The organism is Microcoleus sp. N3A4 (assembly GCF_036701805.1).
Lineage (GTDB): Bacteria > Cyanobacteriota > Cyanobacteriia > Cyanobacteriales > Microcoleaceae > Microcoleus.
Map to the genome: position 1 here is coordinate 50554 of NZ_JAUBRJ010000024.1, position 24101 is coordinate 74654.

The following is a 24101-nucleotide window of genomic DNA, read 5'->3' on the forward strand; positions in this document are numbered from 1 at the left end:
AAAAAAAAGTAAGGACACGGCACTGCCGTGTCCCTACAAATATCACCGGAAATTAACCAGATTTACGATTACTTAACAAACAGCATTTCTTGATAAGTAGGCAGCGGCCACAAATCATCAGCCACTTCACCTTCCAGAGCATCCGCATACTGGCGAACCTCATCCATCAAAGGACGAATTGTTTGCGAAGCATACTGCATATGGTCTTCTGTCGAAGCAAAATCGTGCTTGCTTAAAGCATCGCTCAATTTGCTCGCAGTATCCATCATGGATTTAAGCAGCACCGCTACTTTTTCGGCACTTTCCTTGGACAGTTCAATCCCAATCTCTTTCAACTTAGAAATCGTGCCGGAAACTTCAGCTAAATACCTCACCGCTGCCGGGTAAATAATGGTTTTTGCCATGCTTGTTACCAGTTTGGCTTCGACTTCAATTGCCAGCAAATACTGCTCTGCATAAACGTCATAACGGCTTTCCAATTCAACGGGAGTCAGAACACCTGTCTTTTCAAACAAGTCTTCAATGTATCCTTCCTTCAACACGGGCAAAGCATCTGCCGTAGTCCGCAAGTTAGCTAAACCCCGTTCCTCAACGGCCATTTTGTGCCATTCTTCCGAATAGCCGTTGCCGCCAAATACAACCGCACCGTGCTGATCCATCACTTCTTTCAGAATTGTTTGGATGGCAGCATTGAGTTCAGTTCCGTTAGCCAAGTCGCTTTCTAATTTGTTAGCAATCCAGTCCAAAGAATCTGCAAGAACTGTATTCATCGCCACCAGCGGGCCGGAAACAGACTGACCGGAACCTACTGCACGGAATTCAAATCGGTTTCCAGTAAAGGCAAAGGGCGAAGTCCGGTTTCTGTCCCCAGCATCCTTCATGAAAGTAGGCAGTGTTTCTACACCTAAGTTCATAATTCCCCGATCTTGAGAGTCCTTAATTTCTCCCCGGCTAATTTGCCCGAAGATATCTTCTAATTGCGAACCCAAATAAACAGAGATAATCGCTGGCGGAGCCTCATTTGCACCCAATCGGTGGTCGTTGCTGGCAGTCGCAACTACGGCGCGCAACAGCGACCCGTATTTGTGAACTCCGCGAATCACAGCGCCGCAGAACACTAGAAATTGTATGTTCGAGTGCGGTGTATCGCCTGGGTCTAATAAATTTCCTTGGGTGGCATTGCCGACCGACCAGTTGACGTGTTTGCCAGAACCGTTAATGCCGGCGAAAGGCTTCTCGTGCAGCAAACACATAAAACCGTGTTTCTTCGCAGTGTTGCGGAGAATTGTCATGGTTAATTGTTGGTGGTCGCTGGCGACGTTTGCAGCTTCAAAAAATGGTGCAATTTCAAATTGACCGGGAGCTACTTCGTTGTGGCGAGTTTTGGCAGGAATGCCCAGGCGGTACATTCTTTCTTCTACTTCCTGCATGAAAACTTGAACGCGCTCTGGAATTGCTCCAAAATAGTGGTCGTCAAATTGCTGACCTTTGGCAGGAGGTTTACCGAAAAGGGTGCGACCTGCTAACAGTAAATCGGGGCGGCCGTTGGCGAAATTGGAATCTATCAGGAAGTATTCTTGTTCGGCACCGCAACTGGAATTTACCGGGGCCACTTCGGTATTTCCTAACAGCTTTAACACTCTGGTTGCTGCTTTGTTCATGGCAGCAATGGAACGCAAAAGCGGCGTTTTCTTGTCTAAGGCTTCACCTGTCCAAGAGATGAAAACAGTGGGAATGCACAATGTCATGCCGTTGTCTGTTTCCATGACATAAGCAGGGCTGGTGACATCCCAGGCTGTATATCCGCGAGCCGCGGCGGTGGAGCGAATGCCGCCGTTGGGAAATGACGAGCCATCGGGTTCGCCTTGTACGAGAACTTTGCCGGCAAATTCTGAGATGACGGAGCCGTCGCCTTGGACTGAGATGAAACCGTCGTGTTTTTCGGCGGTGCTGTTGGTGAGCGGATAAAATACGTGGGCGTAGTACAGCGCTCCTTTGGAAATAGCCCAATCTTTCATGGCTACTGCAACTACATCAGCTACTGACTCGTCGAGTTTTTTGCCGGTTTGAACGGTATTTTTTACTGATTTGAAAATACTTTTGGGCAAACTTTCTTGCATTTTGCTCAGACTAAAAACGTCTGTTGCCCACATATCTTCTAGCCGCTTGGGAGGCCGGGCAGGCATCAGTTTGCGGTTGACGATTTGAGAAATTGCTTGAACGCGGGATTCGTTTCCACTCATGGTTATTTTTATGGGGATTTCGGGACAAGTAGTGGTGAAAAAATAGATGTTAGCAAAAGTCTAACGATTGACGAATATGTTGGATTTACTCAACATTTTTTGTCAAAGCTAACTTTAGGGAGAATGCATTTTTTGGCAGGCTCTAAAAGATTGGAGGAGCCAGACCCAATCACTTCGCCGTCCGCCGGGCGCGATCGTCCAGTGTGAGATGCGGTTGGATTTCGGTTATTAGCAAGAAAATAGATGGTAAGAGCCTGTACTAACTTGAGTCAACATCATAGATGTCTGCGTTGCACAGATTTAGTAACTAATCTTCACTCTGGTCAGCTCAAAAATTTTGTGCAAATCAATTCCGATGAATTCAAGTCAAAACTACTTATGGTTTTTAACGGTTCGACGATCGATAAATCGCAGTCTAGCAAACAACGCACTCGTTTAGGGGTTTTGGAGAATTATGGAGAGTACACAATCTACACTTGGAGAGTCTAAACAATCACTAACAAAATAAATGTATTGTAAGCTACATAATTTTATGTTTTTTCAGAAAGGTCGATCGCACCGATCGCACACAACCGCAGGATTTCAGTGTAACAGGAGGCTGGGCGCTGAAACTGAGGGCGATCGTACATTTACAGGACTTACGCAGGCACACTATATATAGTGTGGCAAGAAAAATATCTCGCTTTGACGTTGCTAAATTCGGGTATGAAATTTGTAGGGGCAATCCCCCCGCGGTTGCCCCACCGCTGACGGGGTAAGCTTTGATTCAGCAGCGTCGCACAACATTCTCGGCGCAGTAATGGGGATTTCTATGAAGTTTAAATGAAGAGACTTAGAGCAATAGTTCAGACAGTTTTAGACGCCGTTTATTGAGCATAAATGAGTAAGTTGATAATTTTTAGTTAACTCCTTGGTAATCGGAAGACTTCAGAGCATGAGCCAAAAAGCGTTCTGTGTAGTACAAAGCTAATTGATTGCTCGGGCCATTAAAAACTGCATCAAAGGCGTGTTCAGCCCAAGGAATTTCGAGCAAAATAGCCCGATCGCCCGTGGCTCGCAATCGTTCGTAGAGCGATCGACCAAACTTAGCCTGAACTATATGGTCGCGACCTGCATAAACCAGTAGAGAAGGGGGAAGATTCGGTTTAATATAATTTATGGGAGAAGCCCGACGGTAAAGCTCGTTAAGTTCGTCTGGCGTTCCTCCCAGAAAGGCACGCAAGACGGCTCGAACATTTATAGCATCAGGAAAAGGTGGGTCATTGTATCCCCGGATCAGGTCATTTGGCCCGTAATAGTTGACCACTGCTCGAACTGGAAGCACACTTGAATCATAAGCAGTTAGCATTGCTAAATGGGCACCTGCAGACCTTCCCATCAAAGCAATCCTATCGAGATCGATTTCCCAATCAGCAGCATGAGTTTTGATATAGGAAAGAGCGGCTTGTACGTCCTCAAGTTGAGCAGGAAATCGATACTTGGGAGCGTGGCGGTAATCAATTGCAACCACACAATAGCCTTGGGCGGCCATATAGCGGCTGAATTCCTCATTGTAATCGGGATTGCCTCTCTGCCAAGCTCCCCCGTAAAGCGTGATAATCGCCGGATATTTGCCAATTTCCACCGGCCGGTAAAGGTTTAGTTGCAGTGAAACTCCGTCAGGTTTTGCAAATCCAATAGCCCGATCGATCCTAACGTCTCTAATCGGAATTCCTCGGAACGCATCTGCGAGGATAAACGGTTGAGGGCGTAGCTGCGCGCGATCGGCTTGAGGAACGGCTGCTAAATAGTTTTCCCCCTGAACAGCTTGCATTTGGGTAGCTATCGCTGCATTGGCTGCTGGGAACTGAATCAGGGGTAGCAGGCCCAGGATGAGGGCGAACAGGTTACAAATCAGTAAAATAATGTAGACTTTGCCTTGATGCCGTCGGAGCAGGTTCAGCAGAAGGGCGATCGTATTGATACCGACCAACCAAGGACTGATTTCGGGTGCTCCCACCGCCAAAGGGTACAGGAACAGCGCGGGTGCTGGTACGATGACCCAGAGACTGAGAAATAGCGCGATCGTACTCAGGAACCAAGAAATAAATTGCGAGACTAAGAATGCTGCTAATAAGGGTAACTTTTTGCGGTTCTTCTTGTGAATCATCGGATTTTCGCAGCCTAATTTTTAATCAGTTTAAATTAATCTGGCGGTTTTTATTGGTAAGTCGATCGCCTCTGGCATTTTACCAAACCAGCAGCTTCATTGACTCCGACATCCTGAGTCGATCGAAAATGCTTTGCATTGTTCTATTTTCATCTTTGACGTTGTTCGCTGTTTGTGGGAATCTTAAGCTGAGCTTGTCCCGCTAAACTAGCTGTATGAGTTGTTAAGGATCGCGAATTAAATAACTTACAATTTTAATTGTTATGGTGGGATGGGCTCTTATAGCCCGTCCAAAAAGGGCGGGCTATAAGAGCCCATCCCACTTTCCTTGTGTAAGTTATTTAATTCTCATTCCTTATTTTTTATCAACCTTAACTTGTCCTAAAACTAATCTTTGACTGGTCGCCCAAGCACTGACCATATGAATGGCTTTTTTATCTCCTCTCCGAGCGTAAGAATGGCGAAGAGTTTTGCCATCAATTGCGATTACTTCTCCGGGATTGAAGCAACTAATAGATTGAATCCAACTCAAAAAATATTTCTGAAATTGCTCCGGTTTTCGCCGATAAAATACTCGCGCAATTGTGTCATGTGAAGGTATGCCATTCGGCAATTCTCAAATTTTCTTTAACCATTCGTATTGAGCGGCGCCCGTAACTTTCAAGATCCACCCATGTAAGTAACCGGACACAATTAATTACATCAAGCCTTTTGAAGAGGCAAGGTTTTTAGGCGGTATTTTGGGTAATTAATTGTGTCCTACTACTTATCAGCACCACAAATCACGGCACAAATTGAGAGGGTGATAGGGAGCATCTCAGTTTTGCATTTATAGTGCGAGCTTAAGAACTCGCGATTTGTAGAATACGCGAGTTCTTAAGCTCGCACTATAATAAAAAAATGCTTTTTGCAAAACTGAGATGCTCCCTGATAATATCAATTAATTGATGGCGTTTCGTTCGCTCAATTCTTGGATATTCTAAGTCGGAAAAATGGTCGGCAATGGTAATTTTAGGTTTGAGTTTCATACAGGTAAACTCTAATTATAGCCTTTCTTAAAAAGATGAGGTATGATTGACAGATTATATAACCACTTAAACGTATAGGGCTGAAGCCCAACTACGTACCTCATCTTTCTGAGAACGGCTATAAATGTTTTTTGGATACTCAAGAATTATGCTCCAATATATAGCAATCCTCGCATCAGTCGCCTCTCTCGATCGAGACAAGAATCCTTGCAGTGCGAGCCAGAAAGCTCGCGTATAATGCAAGCAAATGATTTAGGATTGCTATATCCGTTTTTGGGCGGGTCACTTGCAATACCGAATCATCAATACAAACAGGTACTTTTCTGTCAAATATCCTCATTGAACACCTCAAGCTACATAACAGTTGAACTAACCGGACGGAGATCGACTGTACACCTCAACAAATGATTTATTCTCCGTTCCGGCAAACGCGATTTGTTATGCGACGACTGTCACAAGCCTATTCAGTTTCACTGTCTAGCATCTTCATCTGGTGTTCGTCGTAGCGTGTTCCAGCGATCGCGGATGGAGAAATCACTGATTCAATGTGGCTCAAGTCTTCTGAGGATAAGTTCACCTGAACGGCTGCCAAAGATTCGGACAATTGAGTTCGTTTACGAGCACCAATTAATGGCACAATGTTTTTGCTTTTGGCAAGTACCCAAGCAATGGCAACTTGTGAAGGGCTAATTCCTTTCTCTGCTGCGATTTGCTTTAGTTGTTCAACTAAACGCTGGTTCTGAACCAAGTTTTCACCGCTGAAGCGGGGCAGGAAGGCACGGAAGTCACTTTGTGCAGTGGGGATGGAACCACTGAGCAATCCACGAGAGAGAACGCCATAGGCTGTCACCCCGATGCCAAGTTCTTCAAGCACAGGAAAGATTTCAGTTTCAGGGCCGCGGCTAATGAGGGAGTATTCGATCTGAAGGTCACTGATAGGGTGAACCGCATGAGCGCGGCGAATTGTGTCTGAACCGACTTCTGATAATCCGATATGGCGGACATAGCCAGCTTTTATTAGATCGGCGATCGCTCCGATCGTGTCCTCGATCGGAACATTGGGATCGAGGCGCGCCAGACGGTAGATGTCGATACAATCGACTCCAAGACGAGTCAGACTATAAGCTGCAAAGTTTTTTACAGATGAGGGTCGCCCATCTGTACCAATCCATCCGCCATCAGGAGAACGCAAAGCACCGAATTTGACAGATAGCATCGCTCGATCGCGGCGGTCTTTGAGCGCACGACCAATCAGCATCTCATTATGCCCGCATCCATAAAAGTCACCTGTATCCAATAACGTGACACCGCGATCGATCGCAGCATGGATGGTGGCAATGCTTTCATCATCGTCTGATGAACCATACATCCCAGACATCCCCATACATCCGAGAGCTAACGGGAAAATGGTTGGACCTGTGGAGCCAAGTTGACGAGGTTTGATGGCATTTTCAGCAGTCATTGTTTTTTTTGTTGAGTGTTTTGCGTTTACTATTAGGATGTCACGAAACTTTAGCAGGTTGCCCAACTAACACTTTCAATGTACTCTCCCAATAGATAATCTTGAGCAGTATAACGATTTAGCTAAACGGACGGAGATTAACTCTACATTTCCACAAATAACCTATTCTCTGTTCGACTGAATAGGTTATTTGTTATGCAGATTCTTTGAGGAAGCTGGTATCGAATTCTTCAAAATCAGTAAGGGCTGGCGGTAGGGCGCACAATGATTTCGCTAACATCAACATCGTTCGGTTGCTCGATCGCAAATGCGATCGCCCGGGCAATTGCATCCGCTGGAATAGCGACCTTGCGGAAGTCCTGCATCACAAATCGCGCTTCGCTATCGGAAATGCTATCAGCCAGTTCTGACACAGTGACTCCAGGCGAAATTACCGTCACCCGAATATCGCTGACTTCCTGGCGCAGTCCCTCGGAAATAGCACCGACTGCGAACTTCGTGGCACAGTAAACGGCTGCGGTAGGGCTGACGGTATGCCCGCCAATCGAAGAAATATTGATAAAATGACCCGAACCCTGTTGCTGCATCAGTGGGAGTCCAGCCGCGATGCCGTGTAGAACACCGCGGATGTTCACATCAATCATGCGGTTCCATTCGTCAATCTTGAGCGCGTCCAGCTTGGAGAGGGGCATCACGCCCGCATTGTTTACCATTACATCAATGCGATCGAACTTTTCCTTCGCAAAGCCGACAAACGCTTGCATATCTTCGAGGCTGGTCACGTCCAAGGCGCGGTATTCTGCCGAGCCACCTTCAGCGCGGATTTCGGATACTAGCGTTTCCAGCCGATCCGTGCGCCGCGCCCCTAGCACGACCTGTAAACCCTTGCCTGCTAGCAGACGCGCTGTTGCTTCACCGATGCCGCTGCTCGCGCCTGTAATCAGTACAACTTTCTGTTTGTGTGCGTCGTTTTCGTGGGTAGTCATTAGATGGTATCTCCGAGTTGTTGTGGGTCTGGATTAATTTGCGGTGCTGGTATTTGATGGAGTAATGTTGCACAAAACCTTGGCTTGATTGCCACCAGTCGATCGCACAATCAATTTAATAGAGTCAGCGTTTGCAGCGGTAGTCTGAATCTGCTGAATTCTTGCCTAATCCTGCATTTGTGCTTCATTGCCTGTGGAAAAAGATAGGCTTGTGCAAGTAGCTGAACTTGTTGCCGCTCCTCGATCGTGTTAGTTTTGTCAAAAATTTGAAAGGACGTGATGGAAGAAACCGTTCCAAAGCAACAGTCTGAACTAGCAGCCCTGATTGCACAAAACGCTGACACAGATGGTGTCCAGGCCACGGCAATCGATCGCTTATTCCTGATTCGCTCCTCGCAACCCACCGCGCCTCTCCACGCTTTGCACGAACCAGCCCTGTGTATCGTCGCTCAGGGCAAGAAGCAGGTGATATTAGCGGATGAGCTTTATGTTTACGGCCCCGACCAATGTCTGGTAGTGTCGATCGATTTGCCTGTCACGGGTCAAGTAATAGAAGCAACGCCAACGGTTCCGTATCTCTGCCTCCGGCTCGATTTAGATCCCGGAGAACTCGGCGCAGTAATGATTGAGGCAAAACTAGAAACTCCAAATAGCCAACAACCGAGACGTGCCTTATCTCTGAGTCCTGTTAGTCCTCAATTGCTTGATGCAGCGATACGACTGATACGGTTGTTGGAAACTCCGCAGGATATTACCATCCTGGCACCTCTGATCGTCCGAGAAATTCTCTACCGTTTGCTATCGGGCGATTGCAGTGTGCGGTTGCGTCAGATTGCCCGCGGAGACGGTCAGCTTTACGCAATCAACCGGGCGATCGACTGGCTCAAATCGAACTACTCAAAACCCTTTCGGATTGATGTGCTAGCGAGCGAAGCGCGGATGAGTCCGTCGGCGCTCCACCATCACTTCAAGTCCGTCACGGGCATGAGTCCTTTGCAATATCAAAAGCAACTGAGACTTCAGGAATCCCGCCGCTTGATGTTGGGGCTGGGCATGGATGCAGCAACCGCCAGCCATCATGTGGGTTATGAAAGCCCCTCACAGTTCAGCCGTGAATACAGGCGGTTATTCGGTACACCCCCGTCTCGCGATATTGCTCGGCTGAAAAATAGTTAAGAAGCTCGATCGTGAAGCGAAGGCTTGTAAGCTGTACTTAAAGTAATTGCTAACACGTTCAAAACTTAAAAAGGCTTTGGATCTGATAAAAATTTTGTAAGGATTCAGGTATCTGAAACGTAGTCACAGAAGGACTTCTAGAATTAAAGCCTTCGCTAAATCAACAGTTTAATTCTCAATAGGTACGAAAATACAAGCTTTCATGGTTTCTTAATAAGAATGTATATTTGATGATTATTCGATCAAATGGTTACACCGTATAGGTTTTACTGCTTTTCACATGACCTGAATCCTTACAAAATTTTATTGTTGCATCTGAGTTTGACAAATACATCAAGTGGAAAGTTGCAGAGTAAGAGCATCTCAATCAGTCTTGACAAAAGAGAGATAACTCCGCCTGAGACCCAAATGGAATAAAACCTAGCCCAATAGTGTTAAAATTGGTTGGGTGCTTTTTTAGAAGGAGAGCGGCGCGAAAAAGGAAAAACGATTATTTTTGAAGTTTACCTTGTTGCCAATTTCCTTCTAGCTTAGTTCCATCTGTATAAATGTAGGAACCTTGACCGTGTTTCTGGCCGTTGAGGAATTCACCTTGATAGCGATCGCCATTGGCGTAAATGCAGCTACCTTTGCCGCTGAACTGACCGTCGCGAAATTCGCCTTCGCAGCGATCGCCATTGGCAAAAACGTAAACTCCTTTCCCGCTCATCTTACCCTTGACAAAAGTGCCTTTATAGCTATTTCCATTGGCGAACTCGCGGACACCTTCACCACTAAATTCTCCACTGTCGAACGGCCCTTGATAACGTCCCCCTTCTTTAAAAGTAAGCAACCCCTGACCTTGAGCGCTGCCCTTCACAAAATCTCCTTCATAGCGGTTGCCGTTCGGATATTCGCGAACCCCTTTGCCGTCAAATTGCCCTTCACTAAATTGCCCCTCATAACGACCTCCTTCAGCAAAGGTATAGGTTCCCTGTCCGTGAGGCAAGTTATTCAGCAACTCTCCTTCGTAGCGGTTTTTATTAGCATATTGACAGACACCTTTGCCGTTAACTTTTCCTTCTTTAATATCTCCTTCGCAGCGAGTGCCATCACTGAACGTAAAAGCCCCTCGACCGCTGGGAGAACTATTGGTAAAAGAGCCTTCGTAACGAATGCCGTTAGTTGAGGTAAAAGTGCCTGTACCGTCGAACTCGCCATTTTTAAAACTTCCTTCGTAGCGGTTGCCGTTAGGAAATTCGCGGACACCTTGACCGTTAAATTCACCCGATGCAAATTCTCCTTTGTATCGACCTTCTTCTTTAAAGGTATAGATGCCTTGACCGTGAGGTTGGCCGTTGAGAAATTGGCCTTCGTAGCGATCGCCGTTGGCATATTGACAGATGCCGGGGCCGCTGAGTTTTCCGTCACTCAATTCTCCCTCGCAACGTCCGCCATCGGGTAAAGTAATCACTCCTGCCATTGCGCTGTGAGGGTTTGCAAATAACTGAGCCATTCCCAAGTTGGCACCAAGTAATAGAGCGAGTCCAAGTCGCTGAAGTTTACTTAATTTTGCTGGCGATCTTCCTAAATTCATAATTCACAAAAAATTAAATTTTTAAGTTTGCACTTGCGTTCCCGGTACTGAATTCCCAGGCAAATTACTGATGTTTCCAGCAATTCCCTAATCATCGAGGCGGAAGGTAATGGATGCTGTTTTTCCTTGCAGGCCACTCTCTGATGAGGCGAATTTCCATTTTTCTACTGTTTTAATCGCTGCGCGATCGAAGTCGTCGTAGTTGCTAGAAATCAAGATCGCGATGTTGAATGCCTTACCGTTGGGGTCAACGTCAAACTTGACTTGCACTCGGCCTTCCCGCCCTTCTTGTCTGGCTGCGCTCGGATAGTCAGGTTTACCGCAGCTAATGCAAGTGCCGGGTGCCGGGCCGGAACCCCGCGAAGGACTCCCCCCTCTTCCTGGATTTGTCGGTTTTGGCACCGATCCCGAACCGCTGCCAAATGGCTCTGACGAAAGCCCGCCGCCATTTCCACCTCCACCGGATGATGAGTTAGAGTCACGTCCTCCAGGGCTTCCAGAGGAGGCGAGGTTTCCTACACCTTCGATCGCATTTCTAGAATTGCCGCCGCCTCCTGGCCTAGTGGCCGTGACTGGCGAGCCCGCCCCGGGCGATCGCTGTATTGGCCCCGAACCAGCCCCAAATGGCTCTGAGGAAGGTATGTCGCCATTTTCGCTGGCGCCGCTGGATGGTGAGTTCGACGCACTTCCTCCAGGGTTTCCGCCTCCAGGGCTTCCAGAGGAGGCGAGGTTTCCTACACCTCCGATCGCATTTCTCGAATTGCTGCCGCCTCCTGGCCTAGTAGCTGTGACTGGCGAGCCAGCCCCGGGCGATCGCTGTATGGGCCCGGAAGAAAAATTTGATGCCTCTGAGGAAGGCTCCCCGCTACCCGCCGAAGCAGATGGCGAGACCGGGTTATTTTTTTCAGGGCTGTCGGAGGACTTGGGGTTTCCAGCATCTTTTGTAAAGTCTGCGGAACTCCCAGCGCTCTTGGGGCGGGAGGCGGTAACGGGTGGTTCCCTGGGAGGCGATTGCTGGGGAGCCGTTGTGCTGGGGCGATCGATTGTTGGCTCGGGCGAGGGGTTTTGGGGTTCGTTGGCGATCGGGGTTTTAGGAGTTTCTGGGGAATTGAAATCTTGTTTAGGTGCGATCGGGGAAGGCTCCACAGGAGTTGGTGGCGAAGTTTCCGTTAAGGGCTGCTCTTTATTATTAATCTCTGGTGGTGGCGCTGCCGCAACCGGTGACTCCTTGGGAATCGGTGGTGGCGCTGCCGCAACCGGTGACTCCTTGGGAATCGGTGGTGGCGCTGCCGCAACCGGTGACTCCTTGGGAATCGGTGGTGGCGTTACCGCAATCGGTGGCTCCTCTGGAATCGGTGGGGGTGTTGCCGCAATCGGTGGCTCCTCTGGAATCGGTGGGGGTGTTGCCGCAATCGGTGGCTCCTCTGGAATCGGCGGTGGCGTTGCGGCTATCGGTGACTCCTCTGGGGGAGTTGGCTCTGGTAGCGGTTCTGGTTTGAACGTCTCAGGCGGGGGAGATACATTTTCTGGAATATCCGGCTTTGGCTTGGTTTCCTCTACTTGAGGCTCATCAACCATGACAACTTCAATGGGCTCCTCTGCAAATTCAGCAGGTTTGACCAACTTGAGGCTCAACGGCAGCGCGACACCGTGCAAAAAGGTTGAGGCTAACAGACTGAGCGCCAGAACTTTTTTGAGAGCTTCTTCTTGTTGTTCTCTTTGCGTCGCCGAAACATTTGAAAAACTCATGCCTTATGAATCTCCTTGATGGATGGGTTGGCAACATTTTCGCTGGCTCCCCCACATAACCCAAAACAACCTACCAACTGCATGTTGAGCTTGCTATCAATGATGAACCTACCAATCCTATAAGAAGACTGTCACCCTGTTCAAGACTCTTGCAATTATTTTTCATTTATTTAATTTTGATAGAGCGAGTAAACGCCACCACTCAGCATTTCGTTTGGGTGGGCCTACGTTGCTCGCACGGGCGCTGTCAATGTTCGGATTCTGGCAGGGCAAGCTTCCAAAATGCGTTAACTCCAATACTCCACCCCCGAATATACCAACAAATTTCAGCATTCTCAAGCTTTTTAGAAGTTTTAATATAATAATTAATTATTGAATAATTTTTAATTATAAGTAAAATCTATATTAAATTGTGGGTGATGGCTTGACATTGCCTGAATTTTGTGGAAACCTAGTTGAGAATCTTTTAAATTATTGAAGATTATTGTCAAGTCCTAACACAAATATTTAGCAAGGAAGCACTGGTAGAAAAATCGGTAGCGATAACAGTAGGAGCATTTTGGGTACAGATTTGGTAAAGACGAAGATAGTCACATACGTGTAGTGCGTTTGTGCGATCGCGATCGCGCTTGAGTGAAACAATTCGCAGTCTGAATCACTTGTGCCGACTTGACGCAGAAACTCTACCAGCCTTCTATCGGGCTAATTGCAGCATTAGGCAGCTTGCGATCACTCAACAGAGCTAGCGAGAGTAAAAACCAATGGATAGTCTCATTTACATTTTTAAGTCAGCAGGCATTGTTGCTTGGCCGCTGTTTGCCTCGTCAATCATAGCAGTCGCACTGATCATAGAGCGTCTTGCGTTTTGGTTTAAGGTAAATCGGCGGCAGCGGCGAGTGGTGCGGGAAGTGCTACAAGTATACAGTCAAAACCCCGATTCCGCGATCAAAAAGTTACAAGTAAACGGCGATTTGCCCCTAGCCCGGATTTTTTTAGAAGCTTTAGAATTAGACTCGCCCAACATCGAAGAATTGCGTTTGGCCCTAGAGAGTGGCGCTCAGGCAGAAATCCCCATCCTGAAGCGATTCAATACAATATTTGACACCATTATCAGTGTTGCCCCGTTATTTGGGTTGCTCGGAACAGTTTTGGGGTTAATTACTACCTTTGGTGCCCTCAAACTGGGGGATGCCGGGGGCACTAATGCCACAGGAGTTACCGCTGGGATTAGCGAAGCCCTCATCTCTACGGCACTGGGGTTAGTGGTGGCAATTTTTACGCTCCTATTTGCCAATATGTTTCGCGGGTTTTACTTACAGCAGATAGCTTATATTCAGGAAGCCGGAGGCCAGCTAGAGTTACTGTACCGTCACCGCTACGAACAACTACTAAGAGAATCTAAATATGCGCCTACCCGATGAACCTGATAATATTCCCCAGATTAACATCGTGCCAATGATTGATGTGGTCTTCGCCATATTGACATTTCTAATTGTTTCCTCTCTGTCTTTATCCAAATCCCAGGGTCTGCCGGTAAATTTACCGAAAGCATCAACCTCTCAGAGTCAGGAAGCACCTTTTAAAATCACCGTCACCATTGATGCTCAGGGAAAATTAATGGTTGATAAAAAGTCAGTCAACTTAGAGCAGATTGAGAGTACGGTGCGACAGGTGATGGGGTCAAATCAGACCTCATTAATTATCCTGAATGCGGATAAAAGCGTCTATCACGGGAATGTTGTTGCAGTTATGGATCGATTACGCGGAATTAAGGGAGCTAAGTTAGGGATTGCTAGTACAAAGTAGAGAGCTAATATAATTCCTAATTTGTAATTCCCTCATACCTTTAAACTGAAATTATCCCGCGCAGATGTACTAAAAAAGCCTGTAAGCCAGATTAAAAAATGAATAAGCTGTTGTGCATTTAAACCACTAACTTGGCTGTTCCGGGTGCGTCATCCGCGCGCGAACACGCTCCGCTTAAACGGGAAACACTTCGGACGCCCGGCACCATACAATCTGTTTTAAATGTTCAACAGCTTACAGGCTTTACTAAGAAATGAGAATTAAATAACTTACACTCTTGAAAGTGGGGAGTAGGGGTTGGGCGTCCCGCCCGCCCTTTTTGGACGGGCGGGACGCCCATCCCACCATAACAATTAAAATTGTAAGTTATTTAATTCGCGATCCTAAGCTGTTGAATATTTAAATATTTTGTAAAAAAAAATTAAAGTCTTGTGGGGTGTCCCGCCCGCGTCGAATATGCAATTTAAATGCCGCAACAGCTTAGTGCAGCATAAATCCGGTAATTTCTTACCCAGAATTGCTGGATATCCCGGTTGATATCTACACAATTAATAAATCCTATTTGTGGTGAAAAGCTGTGTTTTTTCCTATAGCAATCCTAAATGATTTGCTTGCATTATACGCGAGCTTTCTGGCTCGCACTGCAAGGATTCTGGTCTCGCTCGATTTTGCGACAGATTTAGGATTGCTATATATTGACGTTGAACTAATGCGATTCTTTTTATCCAATAGACCTTACTTGCTTTTGGCTTTTACAGCCCTAGACTCCACTGTGAATGCTGGAATATCTTGCAGTTCTGTTGCGCTCAAACTGTACTGTTCGCAAACCAAACTCAAACGAGTCCCGGTACTTTTAACAGCGTTGACAGAATGAGTCAAATCTCCTTGAAAATAGACCAGCGAGTTCGCTTGCGGCTTAATCTGCCCGACTTGCTGTTTGTTGCGCCGCAGTATCAACTCTCCCCCTTGCAAGTTCGGCGGCACTTGTACGTACAAAACGCTGACGGCTGCGGGAGGTTCCACCGTTTTGCAGTACGATCGCAAAGATCGATCGATATGCGGATCGACGCGAGAACCTTCACCCAGCAACAGGGGGTTGAGGTAAAAAGCATTGCATTCAGCCTGTAATGCTTGGTCTAGATAGGGTTTAAACAAGGGAAACCGCCGTTCTACTTCGGCGATTTGGGAACGCTGAAACACCACGGAAAAGCCTTTTGTGCCAATGAAATCGCGGTTGAGGTTGTTGATTGCTAGATATGGGGATGCTAGAATTGCTCCTCGCAAGTCGTTGAGGTAGTCGATCGAGAAAGCGTTAGGATGTTGGCTGTAGTATTTCAAGGCACTAAAAAATCATCAAAGTTTAAGGAAACAGCAGATAGGAATGCAGCAATCGCTCAGACTTGGGATTGCTTGGTTCCTCGCAATGACATACAGCATATTCCAAGTTCGTGAAGTACAGTATAAAGCTATATTGTGCGGTACGTGTTATGTAGGGTGCGTCGCTGCTCATGTTTAATGGAACTTGCTCGCTTTGCGGGTGGCGACGCACCTTACTTACGACCCTTGTTGTGTGTACCGCATATACATGGAATATGCTGTAATGATGTTGATTTATGTCCGCGTACATAAGTCAAAGGTTTTTCTCAACTGCGGGCGATCGCCCGGAAGTGTCGCCACCGATTAGCAACTGCCAAATACTACTATACAGGCGATCGACATACAGGCGATCGTCCGATGGCAAAACTCAGACCAACAAATTTTTTAACCCGCTATAAGTAAGGGGGAGGCGCACCCTACAAATAATGTCGGCGATTTTGAGAGGTTCGCACGCGCGAAGTTCACGCTGGCATTATTTGTATTTCTGAAGGCGACTTGCTGGGAAGCGAATAGATTGCGATCGTCAAAGAAGCTGTTGCTGCAATATATACTGAACTTGAAGCTGGGCGCGATATGGTGAATCGAGTTCTTTACATAGCAGCAAACGGCACAAATAATTTCGAGACTTTACCGCCAAATATGTAAAAAGAAGCATGGTAGTTCAGCCTTTGGCCAGATGACAACTCTTAACTCCTCACAGCAAAATCGATAATATTTCAGGTCAGGGTATATGCCGCAATACTTCGGAAAACTCCAAACTACCGAACAGCCTTGGTCAACGATCGGCTCCGTAGAATCCATCAATAAAACCGATCGCACAATTCACTTCAACTGTACCAACTCCGCTCTCAAAATCAGCATCCTCGCACCGAATTTAATCCGAGTGCGAATGTCACCGACAGGTGAATTTAACAGCCGATCGCACTCAATAACTCTCGATGACGAACAGTGGGAAATTATACCATTTGAAGTGCGAGAAACCGACGAAAAAATCGAAATTGAAACAGCACAAATCACGATTTCAGTCAAGCGCGATCGTCCTGCAATCGAATGCTTTGACAAATCGGGAAAACCGTTTGCTACCGACTGCGATCGCGCGATGGGATGGCGCGCCGGTGCAACCGCAGCTTGGAAGCGCATCGAAGCAGACGAGCACTTCTACGGTTTCGGCGAACGCACCGGCTTTCTCGACAAACTCTCCGAAGTCAAGACAAACTGGACAACCGACTCCCTCGACTACAATTCCCTCACCGATGAAATGTACCAGGCGATCGCATTTTACATCGCCCTGAATCCCGATCGCGCTTACGGCATCTTTTTCAACACGACATTTTGGAGTCAGTTCGACATCGGCGCGGAACAACCGGGGGTTTTGCGGATGGAAACCAGAGGCCCGGAACTCGACTACTACATCATTTACGGCCCGGAACCCGCCCAAATTATCGCCACCTACACCCAGTTAACCGGCCGGATGCCGATTCCGCCAAAATGGGCGCTGGGATACCACCAATGCCGCTGGAGCTACGAATCCGAGGACGTTGTGCGCGAGTTGGCGAAGGAATTTCGCGATCGGGCGATTCCCTGCGATGTCATCCACCTCGACATCGACTATATGCGCGGCTACCGCGTTTTCACCTGGAGCCCGAAGCGTTTCCCCGATCCCGCTAAACTGATCGCAGACTTGAAAGCAGCCGGTTTTAAGGTGGTGACGATTGTCGATCCCGGTGTCAAGTACGAACCGGAAGCAGATTATGAAATATTCGATCGCGGTGTGGAGAACGACTATTTCGTCCGCACCGCCGACGGAAAGCTGTTTCACGGTTACGTTTGGCCCGACAAAGCCGTGTTTCCCGACTTCATGCGGCCGGAGGTGCGCGAGTGGTGGGGCGACCTGCACAAAAGCCTTACAGATATTGGGATTGCAGGTATTTGGAACGACATGAACGAACCTGCGATCGCCGAACGGCCTTTTGGTGACGGCGGCGAACACATCAGCTTTCCCCTGGATGCACCGCAAGGCCCGGAATCCGATCGCGCAACTCACGCGGAAACCCACAATTTGTATGGGTTGATGATGGCGAAAGCTTGTGCTGAGGGGTTGCAAAAACTGCGATCTGGCGATCGATCTTTTGTGCTGACGCGATCGGGTTTTGCGGGCGTTCAGCGTTACTCCTCGGTATGGATGGGCGACAATCAATCGCAGTGGGAACACTTAGAAATGTCCCTACCAATGCTTTGCAATATGGGGCTTTCCGGCGTAGCCTTTGTCGGTTGCGACATCGGCGGTTTTGCGGGGAATGCAACGGCTGAACTGTTCGCGCGGTGGATGCAGGTGGGGATGCTGTATCCCTTGATGCGCGGTCATTCGGCGATTAGTACGGCCCAGCACGAACCGTGGGTTTTTGGCGATCGCACTGAGAAGATTTGCCGCGAATACATGAATTTGCGCTATCAGTTGTTGCCTTACATTTACACGTTGTTTTGGGAAGCTGCGACGGCGGGAACACCGATTTTGCGACCGTTACTATATCATTTTCCGCGCGATCGCACAACTTATCACCTTTACGATCAAGTATTACTCGGCCCGTCGCTGATGGCTGCACCTGTTTACCGGCCGGGAGTTGAGCATCGCGCCGTGTATTTGCCGGAGGGGACTTGGTACGATTGGTGGACGGGTGAATGCTATCAGGGCCCGATGCACATTTTAGCTTATGCACCTTTGGAGAGAATGCCGCTTTACGTCCGGGGAGGAGGCATAATTGCGTTAGCGAAGCCCTCGAAGAGGATCGCACCTGTGAGGCAATTTGTCAGCGAAGAACCGCTTGAGTCATTAAAAATGCGAATTTGGCCCGGAAGCGGTGAATGGACGCTTTATGAGGACGACGGACACAGTTTTGAACATGAAAAAGGTGTCTGGGTTACGACTAATTACAAGGTGTATTTGGAAGGGGAAAAAATCATCGTTGAAATTGCCGCGCGGGAGGGTCAATTTTTGATATCAGAACGCGAAGTTATTGTGGAAGTTGTTGACGTTGGCGAACAGCGATTTACAGATGACGGTACGGTGCGGCGTTTGACATTTGGATAACTTTGGCATAAAGCGGTTTATGCTATCGTGGGATTGATTCAGGGCGATCGCTCGATCTGGTAGAGTTTGAGATGGAAAGGGCGATCGCATCCCTCGATCGAACTCAAAATATAATTATTCATCGACCTATCACTAAAGAGGCTTTCTGATGACTCAAACAATATCCAAGTTAATAACTTTTGATGATTTTCTGGAAGGAAAACCAGAAAACGGACATTATGAATTACATAACGGAGTTATTGTTGAAATGCCAAATCCAACTGGTAAACATTCAGCCAGCGCCGGTTTTCAGGCGATCGAGTTTGGGTTAGAAATCAGGCGACTACAGCTTCCTTACTTTATTCCCAAGGAATGTACAATTAAATTTAGCGATAACTCTGGCTACGATCCCGATGTAATTGTATTAGATAAACAAGCCGTAGCAGCCAATGAGTCTCGATGGGAAAGAGAATCAGTTATTACTCAGGGAAATTCCGTCAAATTAGTTGTTGAAGTTGTCAGCACAAATTGGCGCGACGATTATGCACACAAAATGATTGATTATGAAGCATTAGGCATTTTTGAATATTGGATTGTCGATTATTTGGGTTTAGGTGGTAGCCGTTATATTGGTTCTCCGAAACAGCCTACTTTATCGGTTTATCAGCTAGTAGATGGTGAGTATCAAATTAAACTGTTTCGAGGAGATGAAAGGGTTGACTCGGCAGTGTTTCCAGAGTTGAATTTGACCGCCAAGCAAATTTTTAACGGTGGGTAAGTGTAATGCACTGATAAATTTTCAACCAACCTGGGAAACTTGAGGATAAAGAAACAGAAATTATGTCATCATCATTTACAATGATTAACCGATCATCTGTTATAATCTACATAGATAACTTAGATGAAATTTTATTATCACCACATTTACGGGAAAACCCTATCACCTAGCTAATTTGTTGCTTGTGGCTGCCAAAAAATCAGAAAGTTAATGATTGGGAGAGAAATAGAATGTCTACAACAATTGAAGAAGTTAAGAAGCAGTTATCTAGTGAAAGTGAGCAAGAAAGACTTGCTGCTTTATCAGAGACTCTCAATTATGATCAACAAGGTTTAGAACTATTGATTGAACAGTCTATCAAAGATCAATCAGACAGAGTTAAACAATTTGCCTACAGAGTTTTTCGTGGTGATAATTATTATTTGAGGGAAAATACACCTGAAAGCTTAACACCTTGTCCAACAGATGTTATTACTTCTCTGGCAATAAGTCCAGATAATACTATTTTAGTAGGAGGGAGTTGGGAAAAGATTTGGGTATGGGATTTGCAAACGGGGGCAACAATTCGTAGTATTGAAGGACACTCGCACTGGGTTTTGTCTGTGGCTATTAGTCCTGATGGAAATACTTTGGTTAGCGGAAGTGCCGATAAAACTATTAAGGTATGGAATTTAAAAACTGGGAAGCTTATTCATACATTAAATAGGCTAAGTTGGCATGGTTGGGTTACTGCTGTTGCTATCACTCCTGATGGAAAAACCATTGTCAGCGGTAGCACAAACAAAAATATAAAAATATGGAATTTAACAACGGGCAAATTAAATCAAACTATAGAAAGTTCAAAAAAACTATCTTCTGTTTTGAGCTTATGTATTTCTCATGAAGGAAAATTTATCGTTTGCGGTAGCACTAATAAAAAAATTACAGTATGGAACTTACATAGCGGTCAATTCATACGTAGTCTTGAAGGGGAATCGGATTGGATTCAATCTTTAAGTATTACTTCAGACAACACAACCTTAATTAGTGGAAGTCGTGATGGTGTTGTCAACTTTTGGAAATCACAATCTGAAGAAGGATCTTCAAATAAATTGGGCGCTGGGGTTATTGTTGCAGGTACAGGATTAACTACGGCAATTGGATTTGCATTTGGTGGCCCAATAGGTGCATTAATAGGTGCAGGCCTAGGTGCCGGAATCTTGGGAGGTGGTAACTTTTATACTCAATTTCCGGCTGACAGTTTAGAACTTGTAAATACTTCTAAATATCAAGGATTAATTAATTCTATAGCTTGTCATGTCGAGCAAAATATACTTGTAGTAGGTTTTTCCAAAAAAATTAACATCTTTGATTTAAAAGATAATAGAATCATCTACACTTCACCCGAACAGCCTGAATTGATTAGCTCTGTAGCAATTAATTGTGAGGGAAAAACTCTGGCTGTTGCAGGTAAAGATTGGGTAAAATTGTTGGACACAAAAACAGGAAAACCACTCCATCCTATTAAAGGATGTTCTGAGCCAAAACTAAGCAATATTGTTATTTCTGAAATTCCCCAAGCACTCATTTGTGGTCAAGCCCAGAATTTTACAGTTAAAGGTTTAGACCAGAATAATAGAGAGATGAGCCTTAATAATACAGATGTTAAATGGGAAACTACCGGAGGGAAAATCGAACAAGGTTTATTTACAGCAGGTCAAAGGCAAGGAAGATTTGAAGTTAAAGCAAAAATAAGCTTTTTTGAGGCTTCTGTCACAATTAATATTATTCAGCCTCCTAGAATCACTGAGATTTCTGTTACTCCTTCTAGCATTACTTTGGACTTTGGTAAAGCGCAACAATTTACAGCACAAGTTTTAGATCAACGAAGAAATCTCATGCAGGAAACTGTATTATGGGAAGTAAATGGAGGTGGAACGATTGACCCCAATGGCAATTTTATAGCTGGAGACAAGCAAGGAAATTTTGAAATTAGAGCTTCAGTTAGTTCAATTCATCAAGTTGTTCCCATTACTATTATTGCACCTCCGAAGCTAACAGAACTAATTATTACATCCTCAATATATCGATTAGAGTTTGGGCAGACTTTTCAGTTTCGAGTTAAAGGAGTAGATCAGTATGGTGACAACATACAAACTGGAGCAATTACTTGGTTAGTAAGTAGTGAATGTGGAGCGATTGACCAAAATGGCAATTTTATAGCTGGAAGCAAGCAAGGAGATTTTGAAGTTAGAGCTTCAGTCAGTTCAATTCGTCGAGTTATCCCAATTACGATTATTGCACCTCCGAAGCTAACAGAAATAATTTTTACATCCTCAACATCTCAATTAGAGTTTGGTCAGAGCTTTCAGTTTGAAGTTCAAGGATTAGATCAGTATGGTAACAACATACAAACTGGAAAAGTTACTTGGTTAGCAATTAGTGGAAACATTGATAATCAGGGCATATTTTATGCGACCGACCGAGAAGAAAGTGTTATTATTAAAGCAAGTATAGGGACAATTAACACTTGCACAGAAGTTAAAGTTTACGAACCTTCTCGGTTAACATTCATAGAGATTTTCCCTTCATCTGTTATTTTAGAGCCAGGACAAAGCCAAAAATTTAATGTGGTTTCTTTAAATCAACGAGGTGAAGAAATATCTGTCAGCGATATTGAATGGAATGCAACAGGCGGCTTCATTGATCAAAGTGGCAATTTTTGTAGTGGAGAACAGCAAAAAGGTGATTCTCAAGTAACCGTCAATGTAGGACATTTAAGCGCTAACGCTGAAGTTACTGTTACTCCTGTTTTGAGAGGGCTAAAAATATCTCCTGAACAGGTAGAACTTAAACCAGAAGAAGCATTTACTTTTACTGTAACTGGATTCGATCAAGTCGGCGATCCTTTAGACATAATGAATGTTATATGGAACAGTACAACTGGTGGATTAATTACCAATAAAGGAGCTTTTAAAGGCGATTATAAAAAGCGCGAAGTTACTGTCACCGCAAAATTAGGAAAGCTTAGCGGTACAGCTAAAGTTATCCTGCTACCTGTGTTAAAGCGTTTAGAAATTAAACCTAGTTTTGTTTATCTTAAATCGAGCGAACAACAAACATTTGTTGTTAAAGGATTAGATCAATTCGGCTTTTCAATCGCGCCTGGTGAGGTTGATTGGGAAACAACCGGAGGTGAAATTGCTCAAGATGGTACATTAACTTTTACTCAGAATGAGCAAGGTTATTTTCAAGTAACTGCAACATCTCAATTAGCCCCGAAGTATACGCAAGATATAAGAAAGCTCTTTTTATATACTGGAATTTCTAGCAGAATAATATCTTACTTAATTTCCTATGAAATGCTGCTCCAAGAAATATTTGCTTTAGATTCAGGCTCAACAGATACCGAGGAAAATTTAGATAATTCAATAGTTGATGAGACACAAGAATTAGATATAAGTACAGAGGAATTCGATGCAATTCAAGAGACAGATACGATAGTAGAAGCTGACGAACAACTAGATATAGAGGTATATCAAACAACAGATATTGATACAATTGTAGATCCAAATGTATTAGATTTTCATACGGCTTTAGAAGGGTGGTTTTGGAAAAAGCTGCAAAAGTTAGTAGCTAGGGTTTTCCTATCTATCAGTCGTTTCTGTTTGAATGAAGCGAGTGCAAACTTAAGCGCTTCTGCTGATGTCTTTGTTTTGACTGTTGAATACAATCCCTATCAATATTTTGAGTGTCTTAATACCCTTGATGGTCATTTTGATAGTGATTTGGATCGTGATTTGGGGTTGATTCATACTTCTTTGGCTATTACACCAGATGGACAGAGACTTGTTAGTGGTAGTCCGTGGGACAATACTATAAAAATCTGGAATTTAAACACCGGAGAGTTACTTAGTACGCTAGAAGCCTGTGTTTACTGTGTTGCGATTACTCCAGACGGGCAAACGCTTGTTAGTGCGGGTTGCGATAACACCATTAAAATTTGGGATTTAAAGACTAACGAGTTACGACACTCTCTACATTGTTCAAATGAAGTTTATTTAGTGGTAATTACACCCGATGGGCAAAAGTTAATTGGCGTAGAAGACACCAAGATTATTCAAATATGGGATTTAAACAACCAAGAACTCTTAAAAAAATTTAAAATTTATTCATTTAACTCTTGGTCTCTTTATTGGTGGGATAGTAACTCTATGGTTATTTCTCCTGACCAACAGAGACTAATTGTAAGCCATAAAACCATCAGATCCTATGATTTAACAACCGGGAAATTGCGAACAATTATAGGAAGGAATTTAGGGTGGGTTTATGCTTTGGCTATTACGCCAGATGGTAAAACACTTATTAGCAGCCATGACAAAAAGATTAAAGTTTGGGATTTAACATCAAAGAAATATCCAGAGGTTCGGCTAACTTTAAACAGTTATGCTGGAGAAGTAGAAGCTCTTAAACTTACACCAGATGGTCAAAGAATTGTATCTGCTGGTTATAGATTCATAAAATATGAATCTTATGAGTGGTTTATTGAAATATGGGACTTAAATACTGGAGAAAGACTTCGCTATATAAAAAGGTATTGCACAAGCAATCGTTTCATTTCTCTTGCAATTACGCCAGATGGAAAAAAAATTATTAGTGGTCATGGTGATGGAACTATTCGGATATGGGGAATACCAGAGTTGAGTCTGTAAGAATAGATCCTAA

General features: G+C 45.1%; 14 protein-coding genes and 1 pseudogene. 6 read left to right on the plus strand and 9 right to left on the minus strand.

Annotated features, from left to right (window positions below; all coding sequences use genetic code 11):
* Positions 1-68: 68 nt before the first annotated feature.
* The 6 genes and pseudogenes from QUA56_RS15935 to QUA56_RS15960 form a co-directional block, all read right to left on the minus strand.
* The gene (locus tag QUA56_RS15935; RefSeq protein WP_333359209.1) at positions 69-2243 is read right to left on the minus strand and encodes a glutamine synthetase III; all 2175 of its coding nucleotides are present in this window, start codon (positions 2241-2243) and stop codon (positions 69-71) included.
* Between the two features lie 898 nt (positions 2244-3141).
* Complete coding sequence (locus QUA56_RS15940; RefSeq protein WP_333359211.1) at positions 3142-4392, minus strand: alpha/beta hydrolase; 1251 nt, start codon at positions 4390-4392, stop codon at positions 3142-3144.
* 358 nt (positions 4393-4750) lie between these two features.
* Positions 4751-5069 (minus strand): annotated as a pseudogene (locus QUA56_RS15945) (ISAs1 family transposase); the annotation flags it as partial.
* 210 nt (positions 5070-5279) lie between these two features.
* Positions 5280-5420 (minus strand): hypothetical protein, encoded by a 141-nt coding sequence (locus tag QUA56_RS15950; protein WP_333359265.1) that lies wholly within the window; start codon positions 5418-5420, stop codon positions 5280-5282.
* 460 nt (positions 5421-5880) lie between these two features.
* Complete coding sequence (locus tag QUA56_RS15955; protein ID WP_333359213.1) at positions 5881-6882, minus strand: aldo/keto reductase; 1002 nt, start codon at positions 6880-6882, stop codon at positions 5881-5883.
* 236 nt (positions 6883-7118) lie between these two features.
* Entirely contained in the window at positions 7119-7868 is a 750-nt protein-coding gene (locus tag QUA56_RS15960) for an SDR family oxidoreductase (RefSeq protein ID WP_333359215.1), read from the minus strand.
* A 279-nt stretch (positions 7869-8147) separates the two neighbouring features.
* Here QUA56_RS15960 and QUA56_RS15965 point away from each other — a divergent pair, with 279 nt between their 5' ends.
* Positions 8148-9044: an AraC family transcriptional regulator gene (locus tag QUA56_RS15965; RefSeq protein WP_333359217.1), complete on the plus strand. Its 897-nt coding sequence runs from the start codon at positions 8148-8150 to the stop codon at positions 9042-9044.
* A gap of 490 nt (positions 9045-9534) precedes the next feature.
* On the opposite strand, the gene QUA56_RS15970 is transcribed toward QUA56_RS15965, so the two are convergent.
* Together QUA56_RS15970 and QUA56_RS15975 are read right to left on the minus strand one after the other, a co-directional pair.
* The gene (locus QUA56_RS15970) at positions 9535-10620 is read right to left on the minus strand and encodes a hypothetical protein (RefSeq protein ID WP_333359219.1); all 1086 of its coding nucleotides are present in this window, start codon (positions 10618-10620) and stop codon (positions 9535-9537) included.
* Positions 10621-10707: 87 nt separating this feature from the next.
* Positions 10708-12369 (minus strand): TonB family protein, encoded by a 1662-nt coding sequence (locus tag QUA56_RS15975; RefSeq protein ID WP_333359221.1) that lies wholly within the window; start codon positions 12367-12369, stop codon positions 10708-10710.
* A 761-nt stretch (positions 12370-13130) separates the two neighbouring features.
* Between QUA56_RS15975 and QUA56_RS15980 the strand changes: the two genes are divergently transcribed.
* Both QUA56_RS15980 and QUA56_RS15985 read left to right on the plus strand, forming a co-directional pair.
* The gene (locus QUA56_RS15980; RefSeq protein ID WP_333359223.1) at positions 13131-13790 is read left to right on the plus strand and encodes a MotA/TolQ/ExbB proton channel family protein; all 660 of its coding nucleotides are present in this window, start codon (positions 13131-13133) and stop codon (positions 13788-13790) included.
* Positions 13774-14175, plus strand: coding sequence for a biopolymer transporter ExbD (locus QUA56_RS15985; protein WP_333359225.1), 402 nt, complete (start codon positions 13774-13776; stop codon positions 14173-14175). The genes QUA56_RS15980 and QUA56_RS15985 overlap by 17 nt, the downstream gene beginning before the upstream one ends.
* 735 nt (positions 14176-14910) lie before the next feature.
* On the opposite strand, the gene QUA56_RS15990 is transcribed toward QUA56_RS15985, so the two are convergent.
* Positions 14911-15513: a 2OG-Fe(II) oxygenase gene (locus tag QUA56_RS15990; protein WP_333359227.1), complete on the minus strand. Its 603-nt coding sequence runs from the start codon at positions 15511-15513 to the stop codon at positions 14911-14913.
* Positions 15514-16282: 769 nt separating this feature from the next.
* Between QUA56_RS15990 and QUA56_RS15995 the strand changes: the two genes are divergently transcribed.
* The 3 genes from QUA56_RS15995 to QUA56_RS16005 all read left to right on the plus strand — a co-directional run bounded on the left by QUA56_RS15995 (position 16283) and on the right by QUA56_RS16005 (position 24088).
* Entirely contained in the window at positions 16283-18640 is a 2358-nt protein-coding gene (locus QUA56_RS15995; protein WP_333359230.1) for a glycoside hydrolase family 31 protein, read from the plus strand.
* A gap of 148 nt (positions 18641-18788) precedes the next feature.
* Complete coding sequence (locus tag QUA56_RS16000) at positions 18789-19397, plus strand: Uma2 family endonuclease (RefSeq protein ID WP_333359232.1); 609 nt, start codon at positions 18789-18791, stop codon at positions 19395-19397.
* A 230-nt stretch (positions 19398-19627) separates the two neighbouring features.
* Positions 19628-24088, plus strand: a complete 4461-nt coding sequence (locus QUA56_RS16005) for a WD40 repeat domain-containing protein (protein WP_333359234.1) — start codon at positions 19628-19630, stop codon at positions 24086-24088.
* The last annotated feature ends 13 nt before the right edge of the window (positions 24089-24101 follow it).